The sequence below is a fragment of the Siminovitchia thermophila genome (genome assembly GCF_016909185.1).
Lineage (GTDB): Bacteria > Bacillota > Bacilli > Bacillales > Bacillaceae_C > Siminovitchia > Siminovitchia thermophila.
The window spans coordinates 90,360-109,166 of sequence record NZ_JAFBFH010000007.1 but is presented as its reverse complement, the minus strand read 5'-3'; the positions used below and the strand labels follow the sequence as shown (position 1 = coordinate 109,166).

Annotated in this window: 14 protein-coding genes; 2 read left to right on the top strand and 12 right to left on the bottom strand. The window is 44.4% G+C overall.

The window, feature by feature from the left end:
- Nucleotides 1-126: 126 nt before the first annotated feature.
- On the top strand, nt 127-648 hold the full coding sequence (locus tag JOC94_RS06870) for a DUF2529 domain-containing protein (protein WP_205178902.1): 522 nt from the start codon (nt 127-129) through the stop codon (nt 646-648).
- Nucleotides 649-687: 39 nt separating this feature from the next.
- On the opposite strand, the gene JOC94_RS06865 is transcribed toward JOC94_RS06870, so the two are convergent.
- The 11 genes from JOC94_RS06865 to JOC94_RS06815 all read right to left on the bottom strand — a co-directional run bounded on the left by JOC94_RS06865 (nt 688) and on the right by JOC94_RS06815 (nt 15,446).
- Nucleotides 688-2,289, bottom strand: a complete 1,602-nt coding sequence (locus JOC94_RS06865) for a CTP synthase (RefSeq protein WP_205178900.1) — start codon at nt 2,287-2,289, stop codon at nt 688-690.
- Nucleotides 2,290-2,448: 159 nt separating this feature from the next.
- Nucleotides 2,449-2,988: a DNA-directed RNA polymerase subunit delta gene (gene rpoE / locus JOC94_RS06860; protein ID WP_205178898.1), complete on the bottom strand. Its 540-nt coding sequence runs from the start codon at nt 2,986-2,988 to the stop codon at nt 2,449-2,451.
- A gap of 202 nt (nt 2,989-3,190) precedes the next feature.
- On the bottom strand, nt 3,191-3,928 hold the full coding sequence (locus JOC94_RS06855) for an ABC transporter ATP-binding protein (protein ID WP_205178896.1): 738 nt from the start codon (nt 3,926-3,928) through the stop codon (nt 3,191-3,193).
- Nucleotides 3,929-5,557 carry an ABC transporter permease gene (locus JOC94_RS06850; RefSeq protein WP_328799780.1) on the bottom strand — a complete coding sequence of 543 codons (1,629 nt, stop codon included), beginning with the start codon at nt 5,555-5,557 and terminating at the stop codon, nt 3,929-3,931.
- 64 nt (nt 5,558-5,621) lie between these two features.
- Entirely contained in the window at nt 5,622-6,662 is a 1,041-nt protein-coding gene (locus JOC94_RS06845; RefSeq protein ID WP_213088993.1) for a Fe(3+) ABC transporter substrate-binding protein, read from the bottom strand.
- A 471-nt stretch (nt 6,663-7,133) separates the two neighbouring features.
- Nucleotides 7,134-10,391 carry a fused isobutyryl-CoA mutase/GTPase IcmF gene (gene icmF / locus JOC94_RS06840; RefSeq protein ID WP_408021906.1) on the bottom strand — a complete coding sequence of 1,086 codons (3,258 nt, stop codon included), beginning with the start codon at nt 10,389-10,391 and terminating at the stop codon, nt 7,134-7,136.
- A 5-nt stretch (nt 10,392-10,396) separates the two neighbouring features.
- Nucleotides 10,397-11,047 carry a TetR/AcrR family transcriptional regulator gene (locus tag JOC94_RS06835; RefSeq protein ID WP_171973785.1) on the bottom strand — a complete coding sequence of 217 codons (651 nt, stop codon included), beginning with the start codon at nt 11,045-11,047 and terminating at the stop codon, nt 10,397-10,399.
- 24 nt (nt 11,048-11,071) lie between these two features.
- Nucleotides 11,072-12,208: an acyl-CoA dehydrogenase gene (locus tag JOC94_RS06830; protein ID WP_077109650.1), complete on the bottom strand. Its 1,137-nt coding sequence runs from the start codon at nt 12,206-12,208 to the stop codon at nt 11,072-11,074.
- Nucleotides 12,209-12,221: 13 nt separating this feature from the next.
- Nucleotides 12,222-13,358, bottom strand: a complete 1,137-nt coding sequence (locus tag JOC94_RS06825) for an acyl-CoA dehydrogenase (RefSeq protein ID WP_205178890.1) — start codon at nt 13,356-13,358, stop codon at nt 12,222-12,224.
- A 32-nt stretch (nt 13,359-13,390) separates the two neighbouring features.
- Nucleotides 13,391-14,242, bottom strand: a complete 852-nt coding sequence (locus JOC94_RS06820; protein ID WP_077109652.1) for a 3-hydroxybutyryl-CoA dehydrogenase — start codon at nt 14,240-14,242, stop codon at nt 13,391-13,393.
- A gap of 13 nt (nt 14,243-14,255) precedes the next feature.
- Nucleotides 14,256-15,446: an acetyl-CoA C-acetyltransferase gene (locus JOC94_RS06815; protein WP_077109653.1), complete on the bottom strand. Its 1,191-nt coding sequence runs from the start codon at nt 15,444-15,446 to the stop codon at nt 14,256-14,258.
- Between the two features lie 530 nt (nt 15,447-15,976).
- Between JOC94_RS06815 and JOC94_RS06810 the strand changes: the two genes are divergently transcribed.
- Nucleotides 15,977-16,306 carry a hypothetical protein gene (locus JOC94_RS06810; protein WP_139345539.1) on the top strand — a complete coding sequence of 110 codons (330 nt, stop codon included), beginning with the start codon at nt 15,977-15,979 and terminating at the stop codon, nt 16,304-16,306.
- 217 nt (nt 16,307-16,523) lie between these two features.
- On the opposite strand, the gene JOC94_RS06805 is transcribed toward JOC94_RS06810, so the two are convergent.
- Nucleotides 16,524-18,635, bottom strand: a complete 2,112-nt coding sequence (locus tag JOC94_RS06805; protein ID WP_205178888.1) for a 4Fe-4S dicluster domain-containing protein — start codon at nt 18,633-18,635, stop codon at nt 16,524-16,526.
- Between the last annotated feature and the right edge of the window lie 172 nt (nt 18,636-18,807).

Here is an 18,807-nt window from a genome sequence, read left to right as displayed (position 1 = left end):
AGTATGTTAAGTTCGATATGAGTTACATTTTTTCCTTCTAAAGTATTCAACCCGATCATATTTCTTTTGCTATTCCATAAATGTGCCTATAATATATGTATATTTTTCCAAAAAGGAGCAACATATATGTTGAAAATGCTATCCACGCAACTGATCGGCGTATTTTCCAGCGTTAGAGAGAAAGAAGAATTTCCATTAGAAGACGGAGCCCGGCTTTTGGCCCAAGCAGCTGTCGGGGAAGGTTCTATCTTTATAAAAGGGTATGGCGAAATGGAAGGAGTCGTCATGAATGCCTTGAATGGACCCGAGCCGATGAAAAAAACGAAAAAGCTTGAACAATCATCACAATTGTCCCACACGGACAGAGTGATTGTTTTCACACGCCTATCCGATGATCAAGATGCGCTTTCTCTTGGGAAAACTCTTGCAGAAAAAGGCATTCCATTTGTATCTGTTGCCGGTACGGTAAAAGATGGTGCGGAATGTTTATCACAATTAGCTGATATACATATCAATACTCACGTAATCAAGCCCATTCTTCCTGCTGAAGACGGGAACCGCGTTTGTATTCCTTCCTTAATGTCCGCTTTGTATATTTATTATGGTCTCAAATTCAACATAGACGATATGCTGGAAGAATATAAATAAAGCTGCCCTTGTGATGAAGGCAGCTTTTTCATACATCGACTATTTTTTTACTGTTAATGCTGCTTGGATAAAGCCGTGAAAGAGTGGTTGCGGCCTCGTTGGGCGAGATGTAAACTCTGGATGGAATTGGCTTGCCACAAACCATGGGTGATCAGCAACTTCAATAATTTCCACCAATTTTCCATCAGGGCTTGTTCCCGAGAATACGAAACCGGCTTTTTCCATCTGCTCCCTGTATTCGTTGTTAAATTCATAACGGTGGCGATGACGTTCATAAATCAATTCTTCTTGATACATTTCACGGGCTTTTGTCCCATCTTGCAATTTACATGGGTACAACCCAAGCCGGAGTGTTCCGCCCAAATCTCCCAGCCTATCTTGGTCCGGAAGCAAGTGGATAATCGGATGTTCCGTAGCTGGATTAATCTCGGAAGAGTGAGCCGTTTCAAGCCCCAATACATTCCTCGCATATTCAATAGAAGCTAATTGCATTCCGAGGCAAATGCCAAAAAATGGAACGTGGTTTTCACGGGCATATTGAATCGCCGCAAGCTTGCCGTCGATACCCCTGTCGCCAAAACCGCCTGGAACAAGAATCCCATCGCAATCAGCAAGCACTTCCGCCGCGTTTTCTTTCGTAACGAATTCAGCATTCAACCATTTGATGTCTATATCTGCATCAAATGCATAACCAGCATGTTTTAATGCTTCAACAACCGAAATATAGGCATCTTGGAGCTCCACATATTTTCCAACAAGAGCAATCCTTGTCGTCTTGGACAAGTTTTGTACTTTTTCAACAAGGAGTTTCCAGCCTGCCATATCCGCTTCGTGGCAAACAATTTTTAAATGATCACAAACGATTTGATCCAAATGCTGCTCCTGCAATGAAAGCGGTACGGAATAAAGCGTGCTTGCGTCATGTGCTTCGATAACCGCCTCTTTTTCAATATCACAGAACAAGGCGATTTTGTCCTTCATGTCCTGGGAGATCGGCATTTCTGTCCGTACGACGATGACGTTTGGCTGAATACCGAGACTCCGGAGTTCCTTTACACTGTGCTGTGTCGGTTTTGTCTTCATTTCGCCGGCTGCTTTAATATAAGGAACAAGTGTGCAATGAATATACATGACATTTTCCCGGCCAACATCATTTTTCATTTGCCTGATCGCTTCTAAAAACGGCAAAGATTCAATATCTCCGACTGTGCCGCCAATTTCCGTAATGACCACATCTGCTTTGGTCTTTTCGGCTGCCCGGAAGATGCGGTCTTTTATCTCATTTGTAATATGCGGGATCACTTGAACCGTTCCTCCGTTATAATCCCCCCGCCGCTCTTTTCTGATTACTTCCGAGTAGATTTTTCCCGTTGTAACATTGCTGTATCTATTTAAGTTAATATCAATAAATCTTTCATAATGTCCCAAATCCAGGTCGGTTTCCGCCCCGTCTTCTGTCACAAAAACCTCTCCGTGCTGGTAAGGACTCATCGTGCCAGGATCCACGTTTAAATAAGGATCGAATTTTTGAATCGTCACATTCAATCCGCGATTTTTTAAAAGGCGCCCGAGTGAGGCAGCCGTAATCCCTTTTCCGAGTGAGGAAACGACACCACCTGTTACAAATATATATTTAGACACAACTTTTCCTCCTTATCCTTCCTCATGTTTCCCAAAGTTACTAAAATAAAAAACGCCCCGCCACAAATTGCTGTACGGGAGCGTTACATATTATCTGTATGTCCTTTTTCAAGGAGCCCAAATAAAATACTACAGATTAGGAGAAGAGAAGTCAAGATTTTATTCTTCCTCTTCTTCTTCTTCTAAATCGACGTCTTCCTCCTCTTCTTCTTCCAGTTCATAATCCTCGTCATCCAACAATTCTTCTTCTTCATATTCCGCTTCTTCTTCCTCTCGAAGCGCCTCCAGGCTTTCATCTTCTTCTACGTCTTCATCTTCAAGATCCATGTCGTATTCAAGATCTTCTTCTTCCAGTTCGAGCAACTCCTCATCTTCTTCAAAGGCCCGTTTTGCTTTCTTTTTCTTCTTCGGTTTGACGGGAGCGATGATTTCTTCGTCTACTTGATCAAACGGATACCACTCTTTCAGGCCCCAGCGGTTTTCACCCAATGTCAAAAAGCGTCCGTCCACGTTTAAATCCGTATAAAATTGTAGCATTCGCGAAGACATTTCCTCATCCGAAAGCTCCAAATAGTTGGCAATTTGAGCAACCAATTCCTGAAATGGTAAAGCCTCCTTTTTTTCTTCCAACAAATACTGTGCAATTTCAATAAGTGACATTTCTTCCCGTTCTTCCAACGTTAAATTTTGCAAGTTCAATCATCGCACAACCTTTCCGCTATATGTATTTAAATGGCTCTCAATAGCCTTATAGTTAAAAATCCATACTCAACATTATAAACAAATATCTTTCGTTTATGCTACTCTTTTCATGTTTATTTCTCTATTAAGATGAAAAAAAGCCCGAATTCAAAAAAACAGCAAAAAAAAATCCAAACTCCGAAGAGTTTGGAAAAGTTTTTTAAACTTCAATGAGATCTTCTTTCTCAAGGTGTTGCACGTTTTTTCCAGACCAGGATTGGGCGCCAAGAATATCGCACGGCCTCCCGCTATGGACAATTTTTCCATCTTTTAATTGAACAATCCGGTCGGCAATTGCCAAGGCGTCATTCTCGTCATGGGTGACAAAGATGGCGGTAATGCCGGCAGCCTTTAAGATGTTGCGCAAGTCCTTTCTGATTTTCACTTGCAACTCGGCATCTAAATTACTAAACGGTTCATCAAGCAAAAGAAGGTTGGGATTCGGAGCAATCGCTCTGGCGATGGCCACCCGCTGCTGCTGGCCCCCGCTCAGCTGGTGCGGGTATCTTTTTTCATATCCCGTTAATTCGACGATCTCAAGCACTTCGGCCACTCTTGCTTTTTTCTCCGCTTTCTTCATTTTATTCAGGCCAAACGCGATGTTTTCCTCGACGGTCATATGAGGAAAGAGGGCATAATCCTGAAACACCATGCCGATCCCGCGCTTTTCGGGCTGAATGAATGATTTATCATTGAATATAACTACATCCTCGATTGTAAAAGAACCTTCACAAGGCACTTCCAATCCGGCAAATAAACGAAGCAAGGTACTTTTTCCGCTCCCGCTCGGCCCCAGTATGGAAACTACTTCACCTTTTTCAATTTTCATTGAAAATCCATCCACTGCTCTTTCTTTCGGGTCATAACAAAAGCATACGTTTTCTATCGAAATAAACATTTATCGCGGCTCCTTTTCAAGTAGCTTGTGAAAGACAAAGATAGACAAAGCGCTAAGAGCAACAATCACCAGGGAAGCCTGGGACGCTTCCATGATTTTTTCATCACTCGCGTACTGAAACGCTTTTGTGGACAAGGTATCAAAATTAAACGGCCGAAGGATTAATGTCAACGGTATTTCCTTTAATATATCAATAAAAACAAGAATAAATCCGCTAATAATGGCGCCTTTCATCAAAGGAACATCCACTTTGATGAATGTTTTTGTCAGCCCCATGCCAAGCAGGCGTGAAGCATCGCGAAAATCTGTTCCTATTTTATCATAACCAGATTCAATCGAATGAAAGCCAATCGCAAAAAACCGAATAATGTAGGCGGTGATGAGCATCACAATGCTAACACTTAACACAAGCGTCGTTTGCAGGCCCATTCTTTGATAAATGGGAGCAAGCATCTGATCAATGGCAATAAAGGTCGTAACGACCGCTACGGCAATCACCGCCCCAGGGATGGAGTAGCCCAGCACCGTTACCTTTGGCATTGTTTTCGCCACTTTTCCGTGAACAAGCCTGCTGAAATTGCCGACAACGAGCGCGAAAGCGATAATGATGGCGGCGCTGGTTCCCGCCACAAAGACTGAATTTTTCACATATGTGAAAAATTCCTGGAATGGGATTTTCCCCCATGTGAGCACAAGCCAATCGACTAATTGCAAAACCGGTATGAAAAAACCAAAGCTTAAAACGGTCATACCGTATATGGAAGCCAATTTGGCTTTCATGCCGGTCAATTGGACAAGCGGAAGCGGCCTGATTTTCGTTGTAGAAAAGCTGAATTGCTTCCTGCCACGCAATAGCTTCTCCACAATAAGAATCAAAATGACAAGGACCATCAATGTACCGGCGAGTTTGATTGAAGTTCCGACATCACCAAGCCCAAACCAAGCTTGAAAAATGGCTGTGCTGAACGTTTGAATACCGTAATATTTGACCACACCGTAATCATTCAGTACTTCCAATATGACTAAGCTGGCACCGCCAACGACGGCTGCTCTCGAAATGGGAAGCACAACCTGGAAAAAAATTTGCCATGGCCCTTTCCCTAGCACTCTCGCGCTTTCAATGAGGGAAGCCGTCTGCTGTGACAGAAAAATCCTCGTAATGGTATATACATATGGATATAAAAAAAGTGTATAGATAAAAATAGCCCCTGGTATATTCATGATGTTAAAATAATTCGGATCCAAGGACATATCAAATTGGTTCCGGAGTGTTTTTTGAATAATACCCGTATAATTGAGAATGCCATGATAGGTGTAAGCACCGATAAATGGCGGAATCGAAAGGGGCAAAATGAGCGCCCACTTTAAAAAGTTCCGCAGCGGAAAGTTGTACTGGGCAATGAGCCAAGCGAGACTCAACCCAATGGCAATTGTCAAAAAAGCGGTTGAGAGTACAAGAATGAGAGATGTCTGCAGATATTTATACAGCACAAATTCCTTAATATGCTCCCAGTTTTCATTTGACGGCGTAAACAAGCCTGAAACGATCGCCAAATTCGGCAAAAACAACAATATGATAATGATGGCGGCAGCGACCGTCCAACCGTTTACATTAACCAACTTTCGCACGAAACTTACACCCCATTAATATAGCAACGCCCCTTGCCGCACCAAACGGCAAGGGTCATATTCCTTATTGCCAGCCTACTTCATTAAAGACCATGAGTGCCTTGGCATTGTTATCGCCAAGTACTGAAAGAGGAATATCTTGTTCTTTAAACTCTCCCCATGACTTTAATAACTCGGATGGTTCAACTTTTTCATTTACTGGATATTCATAGTTTGCTTCCGCAAATTTTCCTTGCGCCTCTTCGCTTGTTAAGTATTCAAGGAGGGCAATGGCATTTTCTTTATTTTTTGACCCTTTGACAACGCCGGCTCCACTGATGTTCACATGTGTTCCCGTTGTTTCCTGGTTAGGGAAGAAAACGCCGAGCTGCTCAGCCACTTTCACTTCTTCCGGATCTTCGGAATTGAGCATCTGGCCAAAATAGTATGTGTTCATAATGGCGACGTCACCCACACCAGCAGCAATTGCTTTAGCCTGGTCACGGTCTCCGCCTTCCGGTTTTCTCGCCATATTTTTCACAATACCTTCAGCCCATTCTTTCGCTTTTTCTTCGCCGTCAATTTCAATAAAGGAAGCCAATAATGACTGATTGTAAATATTTTCGGAGGAACGAACAAGAATGCGCCCTTTCCATTTTTCATCCACTAAATCTTCGTATGTGGAAAGCTCGTCTTCTTTTACTTTATCTTTATTATACACTAAAATTCGCGCTCTTTTTGTCAAACCGTACCAAGTTTTGTCATTATCTCTGAATTTCTTGGGAACTTGCTTGTCAAGCGTATCGCTTTCGACAGACTCCAGAACATCAGCATCTTTCGCACGGAACAGCCTGCCGGCATCCGCCGTCAAAAACAAATCGGCCTGGGTTGCATCGCCTTCCCGCTTAATACGCTCAAGCAGCTCATCTGCTTCACCTTTGATAACGTTTACCTTAATGCCTGTCTTTTCTTCAAACTTTCCGTATAATTCATCGTCGACATCGTAATGCCTGCTTGAATATAAGTTAACAACCTTTTCTTTTGTTTCTTCTTTTTTATTCTGCTTATCCGACTCATTATCTTTTGGAGCCGAATTTTGATTTCCACACGCTGCAAGTGTCATCATAAAGACACAAAGTACAAAAGCTACTATTTTTCTCACTAGTGAACAACTCCTTGACTGAATAAGAATTGATAACGATTCTCAATTTCAATTATATAGATTCCCGCCTTCTTGTCAATTTATTTTTAGATAAATTTATGACAAATTAGACATGGCTGCACAAAAGAAAAACATCCGTGGCCTTAAACGAAGCCATGGATGCTACTTCCCCGTCTCGGGCGGTTGTTCTTTAGGACGGGTTTTCTCATTCTTGAATATGGGGCTTGATAGTCGGTACCCTAAATAAAACATGACTGCGGAGGCTGCTAGAAAAGGAATGGCCCCAAGACGGCTTTGGTACAAATAATAACTTACGGCAACTGCAATCGAATATCCTAACACCTTGACCCCGAACTTCATGCACCCACATCCAGTCATGGAACAATTTATAGTTATAATTTTATCCTGTTATACGATAAAAATCCATATACGCGACTACATATTTCTTCGGTACTGGCCGCCAACTTCGTACAGCGCATTGGTAATTTGTCCCAAACTGGCCACTTTAACTGTCTCCATTAGTTCGGCAAAAATATTGCCGCCCTTCATGGCCGTTTCTTTTAATTTTTTCAGTGCTGTTTCTACTTGGTCTTCATGTTTCTCCTGGAATTGCCGCAGGTTTTGGATTTGTGTTTCTTTTTCCTCTTTTGTAGCACGGGCCAACTCCATATTGTCCAATTCTTGCTCAGATGGGGGATTTGGATTCAGATACGTGTTCACACCGATAATCGGCAACTGCCCAGAGTGCTTGAGCATTTCGTAATACATCGATTCTTCCTGAATTTTACTGCGCTGGTATTGTGTTTCCATCGCGCCAAGAACGCCTCCGCGGTCATTTAACTTCTCGAACTCTTTCAATACAGCTTCCTCGACAAGATCCGTCAATTCCTCAATGATAAACGAACCTTGAAGCGGATTTTCATTTTTGGAAAGACCGTGTTCCTTTGTAATAATCATTTGAATCGCCATTGCCCTGCGGACAGATTCTTCCGTCGGTGTCGTAATGGCTTCGTCATACGCATTTGTATGAAGGGAATTGCAGTTGTCCTGCAAGGCCATGAGAGCTTGAAGCGTTGTGCGGATATCATTAAAGTCAATTTCCTGGGCATGCAGCGATCTGCCCGATGTCTGCACGTGATATTTCAACTTTTGACTTCGCTCATTCGCTCCATATTTTTCTCGCATGACAACCGCCCAAATCCGTCTCGCCACTCTCCCGATCACTGTATATTCAGGGTCAAGCCCATTTGAGAAAAAGAAGGACAGATTCGGTGCAAAATCATCAATATGCATGCCGCGGCTCAAATAATACTCGACATACGTAAAACCGTTGGCAAGTGTAAAAGCCAGTTGGGAAATTGGATTGGCTCCAGCTTCGGCAATATGATATCCGGAAATGGACACGGAGTAGTAATTTCTTACTTTATGGTCAATAAAATATTGCTGAATATCGCCCATCATGCGCAAGGCAAACTCCGTTGAGAAAATGCATGTATTTTGCCCCTGGTCTTCTTTTAAAATATCGGCCTGAACCGTACCGCGAACAGTTTGCAAGGTCCATGCCTTTACTTCTTCTTGTTCACTTGGCGTCAATTCCCTGCCAAGCTCCTCTTTTCTTTTTTCAACTTGTTGAAAGATCGCCGTATTCATAAACATGGCCAAAATAATCGGCGCAGGACCGTTAATTGTCATGGAAACGGATGTAGTGGGAGCGCATAAATCAAAGCCGGCATACAGCTTTTTCATATCTTCAAGTGTACAAATGCTCACGCCGCTCTCACCGACTTTGCCGTAAATATCCGGGCGGTAATCCGGATCTTCCCCATATAACGTGACTGAATCAAAAGCGGTACTTAACCGCTTGGCCGGATCGTCTTTTGATAAATAATGGAAACGGCGATTCGTTCTTTCCGGCGTTCCTTCTCCGGCAAACTGGCGTTTCGGATCTTCTCCTTGGCGTTTAAATGGGAACACTCCTGCTGTGTAAGGGAAGGAGCCGGGCACGTTTTCCTTATATACCCATTTTAAAATTTCTCCGTAATCTTCATATTTTGGAAGAACGACCTTTGGTATGGAGAGACCTGAAAGGCTTTTTACAGTCAACTCCGTAACAATTTCCCGATCGCGGATTTTTGTCACATATTTTTCCCCGGCGTATACTTCTTTTTTCTTTTCCCATGATTCTAGTACTTCCTTTGATTCCGGGGTAAGCTGCTTGGCGGTCTCTTCTTTTAAAGTTTGAAGAGCCTCCAGCGCTTCACCATTTGCCTCTTCCTCTTTTAAAGCGGCGATTACACCTTCCAATTGGAACAGCTTCCGGGCAATACGGACCTGTTTTTCTGCCGCTTTATGGTACCGGTGGACTGTATCGGCAATCTCCCGTAAATAATGCTGCCTGCTGACCGGAATAATGACATCCTTCTTTTCAACTTTTTCCGAAGTGGAAAAAGTTGTTTGCCAATCCGTTCCGGCTTTTTCATTGATTTTTTCCATTAGTGCGGCAAATAAGGCGTTCGTACCCGGATCATTAAACTGGCTCGCTATCGTGCCATATACAGGCATTTCATCCAAATCCCGGTCAAATAACATATGGCTGCGTTGATATTGCTTACGTACCTGATTTAACGCATCCTCTGAACCCTTTTTCTCAAATTTGTTGATAACGACAAGGTCGGCAAAGTCGATCATATCAATTTTTTCCAGTTGGGTTGGCGCCCCGAATTCGCTTGTCATGACATACATCGATACGTCGCTTATCTCCCGAATCTCCGCATCCCCCTGCCCGATCCCGCTCGTTTCGACAATCACAAGGTCCATCCCGGATGCTTTTACAACGTTGATCGCATCTTTGATCGCTTGTGACAATTCATTTTTCGATCCTCTTGTAGCAAGACTTCTCATGTATATTCTTGGTGAGAAGATGGCGTTCATTCGAATTCGGTCGCCCAGAAGCGCGCCGCCGGTTTTCTGTTTCGTCGGATCTACTGATAGAATAGCCGCTTTTTTCTCTGGCAGCTCATGAAGAAATCGGCGGATCAGCTCATCCGTCAATGAACTTTTACCGGCGCCGCCCGTCCCTGTTATTCCAAGCACTGGAACATCCCGGGCCAGCTGTTTTATTTCTGAAAATATTTCCCCGTATGCGTCCAAGTCAGGGTCCAGCACCTTCTGTTCAGCGATGGAAATCAGTTTGGAGACCGCCGATATGTCCCCCGTTTGCAGTTTTTCCACTTCTTCGGGCAGAGATTGGGGAATTGTCGGAAAATCACATTCCCGCAACATCAAGTTGATCATCCCCTGCAGGCCAAGTTCCCTGCCATCATCGGGAGAAAAAATCCGCGCTATCCCGTAATCATGTAATTCCCTTATTTCACGGGGAATGATCACGCCGCCTCCCCCTCCGAATATCCGAATATGGGGCGCTTCTTTTTCTTTTAATAAATCATGCATATATTTAAAATATTCAACATGCCCCCCCTGATAAGAAGATACTGCAATCCCTTGAACATCCTCCTGAATAGCAGCATGAACAACTTCTTCGACCGAACGGTTATGTCCCAGATGGATGACTTCTGCACCGCTTGACTGTAAGATTCTCCGCATAATATTAATGGAAGCGTCATGCCCGTCAAACAAGCTGGATGCCGTTACAAATCGGATGTGGTTTTTCGGCCTGTATACATCAGTTACCATATTCGTCATTCTCCTCCCACTTCTACTTGTTTCTTGAATCCTTTTATCCCTGAAAAAAGCAAATCGGTTTGGAGTTGAATATATTCATCAATCGTACATGTTTTTTGCAATGCCCAGCGCCTGAATCCCCACATTTGTCCTTGGACAAAAATATTGTGCGCCAATAATTGCTGCTGCTCATTATTGATCTCCAGCTCCCCATTTTCAACACAGCGCCGGATCAATTCCTCAAACATCCCGACCATTTCCAACTCTTTCTTTAATACATATGCCAAAGCTCCATTTGTTAAAGCTTTTGCTTCCTGATACATGACAAGCACTTCATCCTGCATTTCGTCCACGATTCGGAAATAATGGTCAATTCCCAGTTTCAGGCTTTCCAATGTTCCCGCTTTCAGGTCAATGCTGTAAAAACGCTCTTTTACCTGCTCATAAATGCTGTCACAGACGAGAAACAGGACATCTTCCTTCGTTCTAATATATTCATAGAGCGTACCGATGCTGAAGCCGGCAGCCTTGGCAATTTCCCTCGTTGTCGTTCGGTGAAATCCTTTTTTCTTAAAAAGAGAAACAGCACCGCGGATCATCTGGTTTCTTCTTTTTTCGATCAACCGCTCATCTTTGACAGAGGCTTTTATTGTCCGTTTTACTGTCAACGGTATATTCACCTTCTTTCTCATTTAATTTGTCAGCATTCTAGAAATGACAAGCCTTTGAATTTCTTGTGTTCCCTCATATATTTGGGTGATTTTCGCATCGCGCATGTATCGTTCGACCGGATAGTCCTTCGTATAGCCGTACCCGCCGAAAATTTGCACCGCTTCCGTTGTTACTTTCATCGCGGTGTCTCCCGCCATCAGCTTTGACATGGCTGATTCTTTTCCGTAAGGCAAACCTTCAGACTCCAGCCAAGCAGCCTGGTATGTTAATAGACGGGAAGCTTCAATGGCCGTGGCCATATCGGCAAGTTTGAAAGAAATGGCCTGGTTATCGGCTATCGGCCTTCCGAACTGTTTTCGGTCCTTCGCATAAGCCAGCGCCGCGTCAAGTGCCCCCTGTGCAATGCCGACTGCTTGGGCGGCGATTCCATTTCTGCCGCCATCCAGCGTCATCATCGCTATTTTGAATCCTTGCCCTACTTCCCCCAGCATATTTTTCTTCGGCACTTTACACTCATCAAAAATGATTTCGGTCGTCGGTGAAGAGCGAATCCCGAGTTTTTTCTCTTTTTTGCCCACAGAGAAGCCTTCGAAGTCTTTTTCAATAATAAAAGCGGTGGAGCTCCGTTTATCGTTCGGGTCCGTTAATGCAAAAACAATGTATATATCCGCAATTCCTCCGTTTGTAATAAATATTTTCGATCCGTTCAAGACAAAGTGATCCCCGTCATCGCGCGCTGTCGTTTTCATAGCCCCCGCGTCTGATCCTGACCCCGGCTCTGTCAATCCGTATGCGCCCATTTTTGTTCCTTCAGCCATTGGCTTCAAATATGTTTGTTTTTGCTCCTCTGTACCGAACTTATATACCGGCCAGCCCGCCAAAGAAGTATGAGCCGAAAGCGTCACGCCAATGGAAGCGCAAACACGTGATAATTCTTCTACTGCGATACAATAAGCTAAATAATCACTGCCAATCCCGCCATATTGTTCCGGCCAGGGGATGCCTGTCAGTCCGAGATCAGCCATTTGTTTGAATATATCCATGTCAAAGCGTTCTTCTTCATCACGTATCGCTGCTGTTGGTTCCACTTCGTTTACCGCAAAGTCCCGCACCATTTTTCGAATCATTTCATGCTCTTCACTCAATTTAAAATTCATCCCAACCACTCCTTTAGTTCAACAAATGTTTGCTAATCACCATTCTCTGGATTTCACTCGTACCTTCATATATTTCTGTCACTTTGGCATCCCTGAAAAACCTTTCAACGGGATACTCTTTCGTATAACCGTAGCCCCCGAACACCTGAACTGCCTCAATGGCCGTCTCCACCGCTGTTTTGGAAGCGAACAATTTGGCCATTGATACTTCTTTGACACACTGTTCGCTAGAAGAACACATCGCCGCAGCCCGGTACACAAGAAGCCTGGCGCTTTCCACATTTGTCGCCATGTCCGCCAGTTTAAAAGCAATTCCCTGTTGTTCTGATATCGGCTTTCCAAACTGTTTTCTTTCCGTAGCATATTTCGTCGCGGCTTCTAACGCCGCTTCTGCGATGCCAAGCGCCTGGGCCGCAATGCCGATACGGCCGGTATTTAAATTCGACAGAGCGATTTTAAAACCATTTCCTTCTTCACCGAGCAGATTGTCTGCCGGAACTTTCATGTCCTCAAACGTGATGGCAACGGTTCTTGATCCATTGAGTCCCATTTTTTTCTCATCTTTGCCGATCACAAGCCCGGGCGTGCCTTTTTCAACGATAAAAGCTGAAACGCCCCGTTTTCCCCGGCTCGGATCTGTTACGGCAAAAACAATATAAATATCTGCTTCGCCGCCGTTTGTAATAAAGACTTTAGAGCCGTTAATCATGAAGTCATTTCCTTTACGGACCGCGCTCGTTTTGATCGCGCCGGCATCCGATCCTGCCCCCGGCTCTGTCAAACAGAATGCGGCCAGCGCCTTGCCCGTGGCCAATTTTCTAACATACTTCTTCTTTTGCGCTTCCGTTCCAAATTTTAATATCGGGTTTGTACCAACAGATGTATGGACGGATAAGATAACTCCTACTGTAGCACTTACTTTGGAAAGCTCATTTATGGCAATAATGTAGGAGATAAAGTCCATGCCGGATCCGCCATAGTGTTCCGGAACAGTAATTCCCATCAAGCCGAGCTCTCCCATTTTATTTAAAATCTGTCGCGGGAACTTTCCATTTTCCATTTCTTCTACAAACGGTTCTATCTCGCTTTTAGCAAACTCGCGAACCATTTTCCTCATCATCAATTGTTCTTCCGTCAACCGAAGGTCCATGCTCATTCCCTCCCTGATGTATCCCGGCGCGGTTATTCATACTTGTAAAAACCGCGTCCCGCCTTTTTGCCGAGCCAACCCGCTTTCACATATTTCCTCAATAGTGGGCATGGGCGGTATTTATCGTCGCCGAACCCTTCATGAAGGGTTTCCATAATGTATAGACAGGTATCCAGTCCGATAAAATCTGCAAGAGTGAGCGGTCCCATCGGATGATTCATTCCAAGCTTCATCACTTCATCGATCGCTTCTTCTGTGGCCACCCCTTCATACAATGTGTAAATGGCTTCATTGATCATGGGCATGAGTACCCGGTTTGAAACAAATCCCGGAAAATCATTCACTGCAACAGGGACCTTTTTCAAACTTTTCGTCATGCTTTCGATCGACTGGTACACTTCATCTTCCGTGGCGAGCCCCCGGATAATTTCAACGAGTTGCATGACCGGGACGGGGTTCATAAAGTGCATGCCGATTACTTTCCCCGGCCGCTTTGTTGCAGCTGCTATTTCCGTAATCGGGAGTGAAGATGTATTTGACGCCAAGATAGCATGGGCAGGAGCATGCTTATCAAGTGTTTCAAAAATCCGTGTCTTGACTTCCATATTTTCAATAGCTGCTTCGATGACGACATCGGCTTTCTCCGCATCCTTTACATCGGTCGATGTGGTGATCCTGCCGATAATGTTATATTTCTCGTTTTCTGTTATTCTCTCTTTTTGCACTTGCCGATCCAGATTTTTCTCAATAACGCTTAGTCCTTTATCAACAATATCTGTTTGCAGATCATTTAAAAAAACTTGATAACCAGCCTGCGCGCATACTTGGGCAATCCCTGAACCCATTTGTCCCGCTCCTACAACGAATACGTTTTGAATTTCCATCGTTTTTCCTCCCTCAGTTTGTTTTGGGCACTTCAATCATGACAGCATCTCCCTGGCCTCCGCCGGAACATATTGAGGCGATGCCCAGTCCGCCGCCGCGTCGCTTTAATTCGTATGCGAGCGTTATCAAAATTCGGGCGCCGCTTGCGCCGATTGGATGTCCCAAAGCTACCGCCCCGCCATTTACATTCACTTTTTCATGATCAAGATGGGCAATTTTGCCACTCGTCAAAGCGACAGCTGCAAATGCCTCGTTAATTTCAAATAAGTCGATCTCCTCCAAGATCTTACCCGTTTTTTCAAGCAGCTTATGAATCACGAGTCCCGGTGTCTGAGGAAAGTCTTTTGCTTCAACTGCGACTTCTGCGTGACCGATGATGTATGCGAGCAGTTCCTTCCCTTCTCGTTTCGCCCGCTCTTCGTTCATTAATACAACCGCCGCCGCACCATCGTTGACACCCGGTGCATTTCCTGCCGTAATCGTTCCGTCCCCATCAAAGGCCGGCTTTAGTTTCGCAAGTTTCTCCAAAGTAGTATCTTTTCTCGGCGCTTCGTCTTCCGTCACAATGAGTGGCTCTCCTTTTCGCCGCGGGACTTCGACCGGAACGATTTCTTCGGCCAGCACTCCTTTTTCCATTGCGGCAAGCGCCCGTTCATGGCTTCTAAGCGCCCATTCATCCTGGGCTTCTCTTGTAATCTCAAACTCTCTGGCCGTACGATTTCCGTAATTCCCCATGTGAACCCCGGAAAAGGCACACGTCAATCCGTCGTAAATCATTAAGTCGACCAAATGAGCATCACCCATTTTATACCCCCATCGTGCCTTTGGCAGAACATAGGGTGCATTGGACATCGACTCCATTCCTCCAGCGACAATTACTTCTTCATCACCAGCTCGGATGATTTGATCCGCAAGCGTAATGGCCCTCATTCCGGACGCACACACTTTATTGATCGTTTCCGTCTTAACTTCCCAAGGGACACCGGCTTTCCTTGCCGCCTGTCTCGATGGAATCTGCCCCTGTCCACCCTGCAAGACCGTTCCCAAAATCACTTCTTCGACTTCTCCAGGCTGTACGTTCGCACGCCGCAAAGCTTCCTTTACAGCAATTCCTCCAAGATCGGATGCTGTTAAAGAACCGAGTGCCCCTCCGAATTTTCCAAATGGCGTACGTGCTCCGGCTACCATTACTGACCTTGTCATCAATCCCACTCCTTTTTATTAACATCTTTTCATCTATGAAAATTTTTTCAATAAAGCTAAATTTCAGTCAGTAGAAGTTTTCTTCCATCTGCTGCTGAATGTTAGTTGAACCAATCAGGCATTGAGGTGCTGTTTTCTCCCACTTAGACTCTTTTGTATCAACTCAGGTCTTGAAGCGGTGTATATGGCACCTGACATGCGGGATAAATGAGGTTAAGCCCACAGGGGGGCATGCAGATATTGCTTCTCGATGTGGTATTCTTAGTTTGCGAAACGCAATCCGCCCAGTGATAAAAAATGAAACAAAGGCCCAGATTGAAAGCGTCCTGTTGTAAACTCAACCAGTGACGACCTTCCGCTTATCCTTCATGCGCTGACGATACGGCTGATTAGCGCTTCACTTACATTCGTACATCCTGTACGCCGCCATCCTTTTGTGACCGGAATCCCTCGATGTGTCGCTACCGAAGTTTTTACTTGTTCGGCGGTTATTGGCAACTGGATTCAACTCTGTGCTAAAGAGGGTTCGAGTGCTGCAAAGTTACCAACGTTTTTATGCTCCCGCTACCAACCAAGCCATGAGAGACACCCGCCACGTTCACTTTCTTCCTCTTGCATCCACTGAGTATATGCTCTGCCATGCTATGACTTTTCTACAGATTCATTTAGGATTTCTTTTTTTAAAAAAATCCAAAGCAGAATCAAAAATGATAAAAATGATAACAAGTGCCACAAAAACTGCAAACCAAATACTGTCATTCCCTAAACCGGTGAAGATTAATATCAGACCTAAAACAGTAATTATTATTTTTATAAACAACATCAACTTGTTCCCAAAATTCAATCCCTCCCTTTCATAATGTCAATCGTTAGATTTTCATGTTCATGCCGGTAGATTGCTAATCTGAAAAAAGTGTATTATTGGAACTTACAAGCTTATCCTCCAATCGTTTTAGCGCGATTATGCCAAGGGCGGAACCTCACTGCCAGCTGATAAACCGTTTACATTAAATTGACTGAACGCTCGCTCAACTTAAGAGCCAACGGGAAGGCGCTTCTGTTGAAGCACCTTGACCATTATGAAGCCTCCTTTTTCTCTTCCCCACAGACGGCTTTTTCAAGAAGCTCTGCCACATCATATGTCTGTACAGTGTCTTCCACTTCCTTTGCCTTCGTGCCATCTGACAACATCGTCAAGCAATATGGACAACCAGAACTAATAACAGAAGGGTCTGTTACAAGAGCCTGCTCTGTCCTGGCCACGTTAATCCGCTGGCCTGTATCTTCTTCCATCCACATCAATCCGCCCCCAGCTCCACAGCACATCCCGTTTTCCCGGGTGCGCTCCATTTCCACAAGGGTTACCCCGGGAATTGATTTTAAAATGTCACGCGGCGGATCATACACTTCGTTATATCTTCCAAGATAACAAGAATCATGGAAAGTGATTTTTTCATTCACCTCATACTTTGGCTGTAAGCGTCCTTCCGCCACCAATTGCGCAAGCAATTCTGTATGGTGATATACTTCCGCTTCCAAACCAAAGTCGGGATATTCATTTTTAAAAATATTATATGCATGCGGGTCAATTGTTACAATTTTTCGCACATTGTTTTTCTCAAATTCTTTAATATTGGCCGCAGCCAATTCCTGAAATAGAAACTCATTTCCAAGGCGGCGCGGCGTATCTCCGGAGTTTTTCTCTTTGTTTCCGAGAATCGCGAACTTAACGCCGGCTTCATTCAACAGTTTGGCGAAAGAGAGAGCAATTTTCTGGCTTCTGTTGTCAAAAGCCCCCATTGCACCAACCCAAAGCAAGTATTCAAATTCTTCGCCGGATTTCTTCATTTCTTTCACCGTCGGAACATGAACATCATCACGCAAATCTCGCCAATTTTCTTTCTCTTTTCGATTCAATCCCCACGGGTTTCCTTGTCTTTCAATATTTTGCATCGCTCTTTGTGCATCAGGGTCCATTTTTCCTTCTGTTAAAACGAGATAACGCCGCATATCTATAATGTGGCTTACGTGTTTGTTCATAACCGGGCACTGGTCTTCACAGTTCCGGCATGTTGTGCACGCCCACAGCTCCTCTTCTGTAATGATATCCCCGATCATGCTCGGCTGATACTCCAATGCCGCTGCGGCTTCCTCGGCTCCTTCTGTGCTGCCCGCTTTTGCGATTCTGTTTCCAAGCGTATTGGCAAATGCATATGCCGGCACCCAAGGCTGCTTTCTTGTAACAGCTGCCCCGTAATTCGTCAAATGGTCACGCAGCTTAATCATAATATCCATCGGCGACAGCATTTTTCCTGTACCTGTCGCAGGACACATATTTGTACAGCGGCCGCATTCCACACACGCGTATAAGTCAAGAAGCTGAAGATCTGTAAATTCATCAATTTTTCCTACACCGAATGTCTCGGCGGACTCATCCTCAAAATCAATCGGCTTCAACTTCGCGTCGTTGTCAAGCGGCTCCAGGTACACATTAGCCGGACCGGCAATTAAATGGGCGTGCTTCGATTGAGGCACATATACTAAGAAAGCGAGTAATAGAAGCAGATGCACCCACCACGCGACGTAAAACACAACCGCCGCTGCAAACGGGCTCATCCAGCCAAACAGTGCCGCAATGCCTGACGCAACAGGCTCCGTCCATGTAAGATTTTCCCCTTCCCAGATGAGGGCCATTCCGTTCCCCAGAAGGACGGAAGCCATCAGTCCGCCAATAAAAAGCAATACGAGCCCAGCATAAAATCCCCGCTTTAAGCGCACAAGCTTTTCAATGTAACGGCGGTAAAACGCCCAGGCCACCGCCACTAAAATGACAAGTGTGACAAGCTCTTGGAAAAAAGTAAATCCCGGATAAAGAGGGCCAAGCGGAAGATGGGATCCCGGTGCAAGCCCTTTCCAAATAAAATCAATTGCCCCAAATTGCACGAGAATGAAACCATAAAAAAACATCACATGGATAATGCCGCTTTTTTTATCCTTTAAAAGCTTTTTCTGCCCAAACACGTACGTCCAAATATTTTTAAGCCTTTCTTTCACATTGCGATCAAACTCTTCTTTTTTTCCCAGTTTAATAAATTGAATCCGTGTTCTTACCACATACACAAACAAGTAAACGCCGTAAGCGGTTACGAATACAAAAGCAAGCCAATTCAGCAATAGCAATCCATCCATAACAGTTGGTGCCCCCTTCTCATCTATTTTTAAAACCGGCACTTTTCCGAATCTTGTTACTACCATTATATAATGAATGAGCATTCAGTCAAGATGGAACCTGCTATGGATTCGAGAAATTCTATTATGATTCATCAAAATTCGTTCATGTAAACGGGTGGTTTACTTTAGG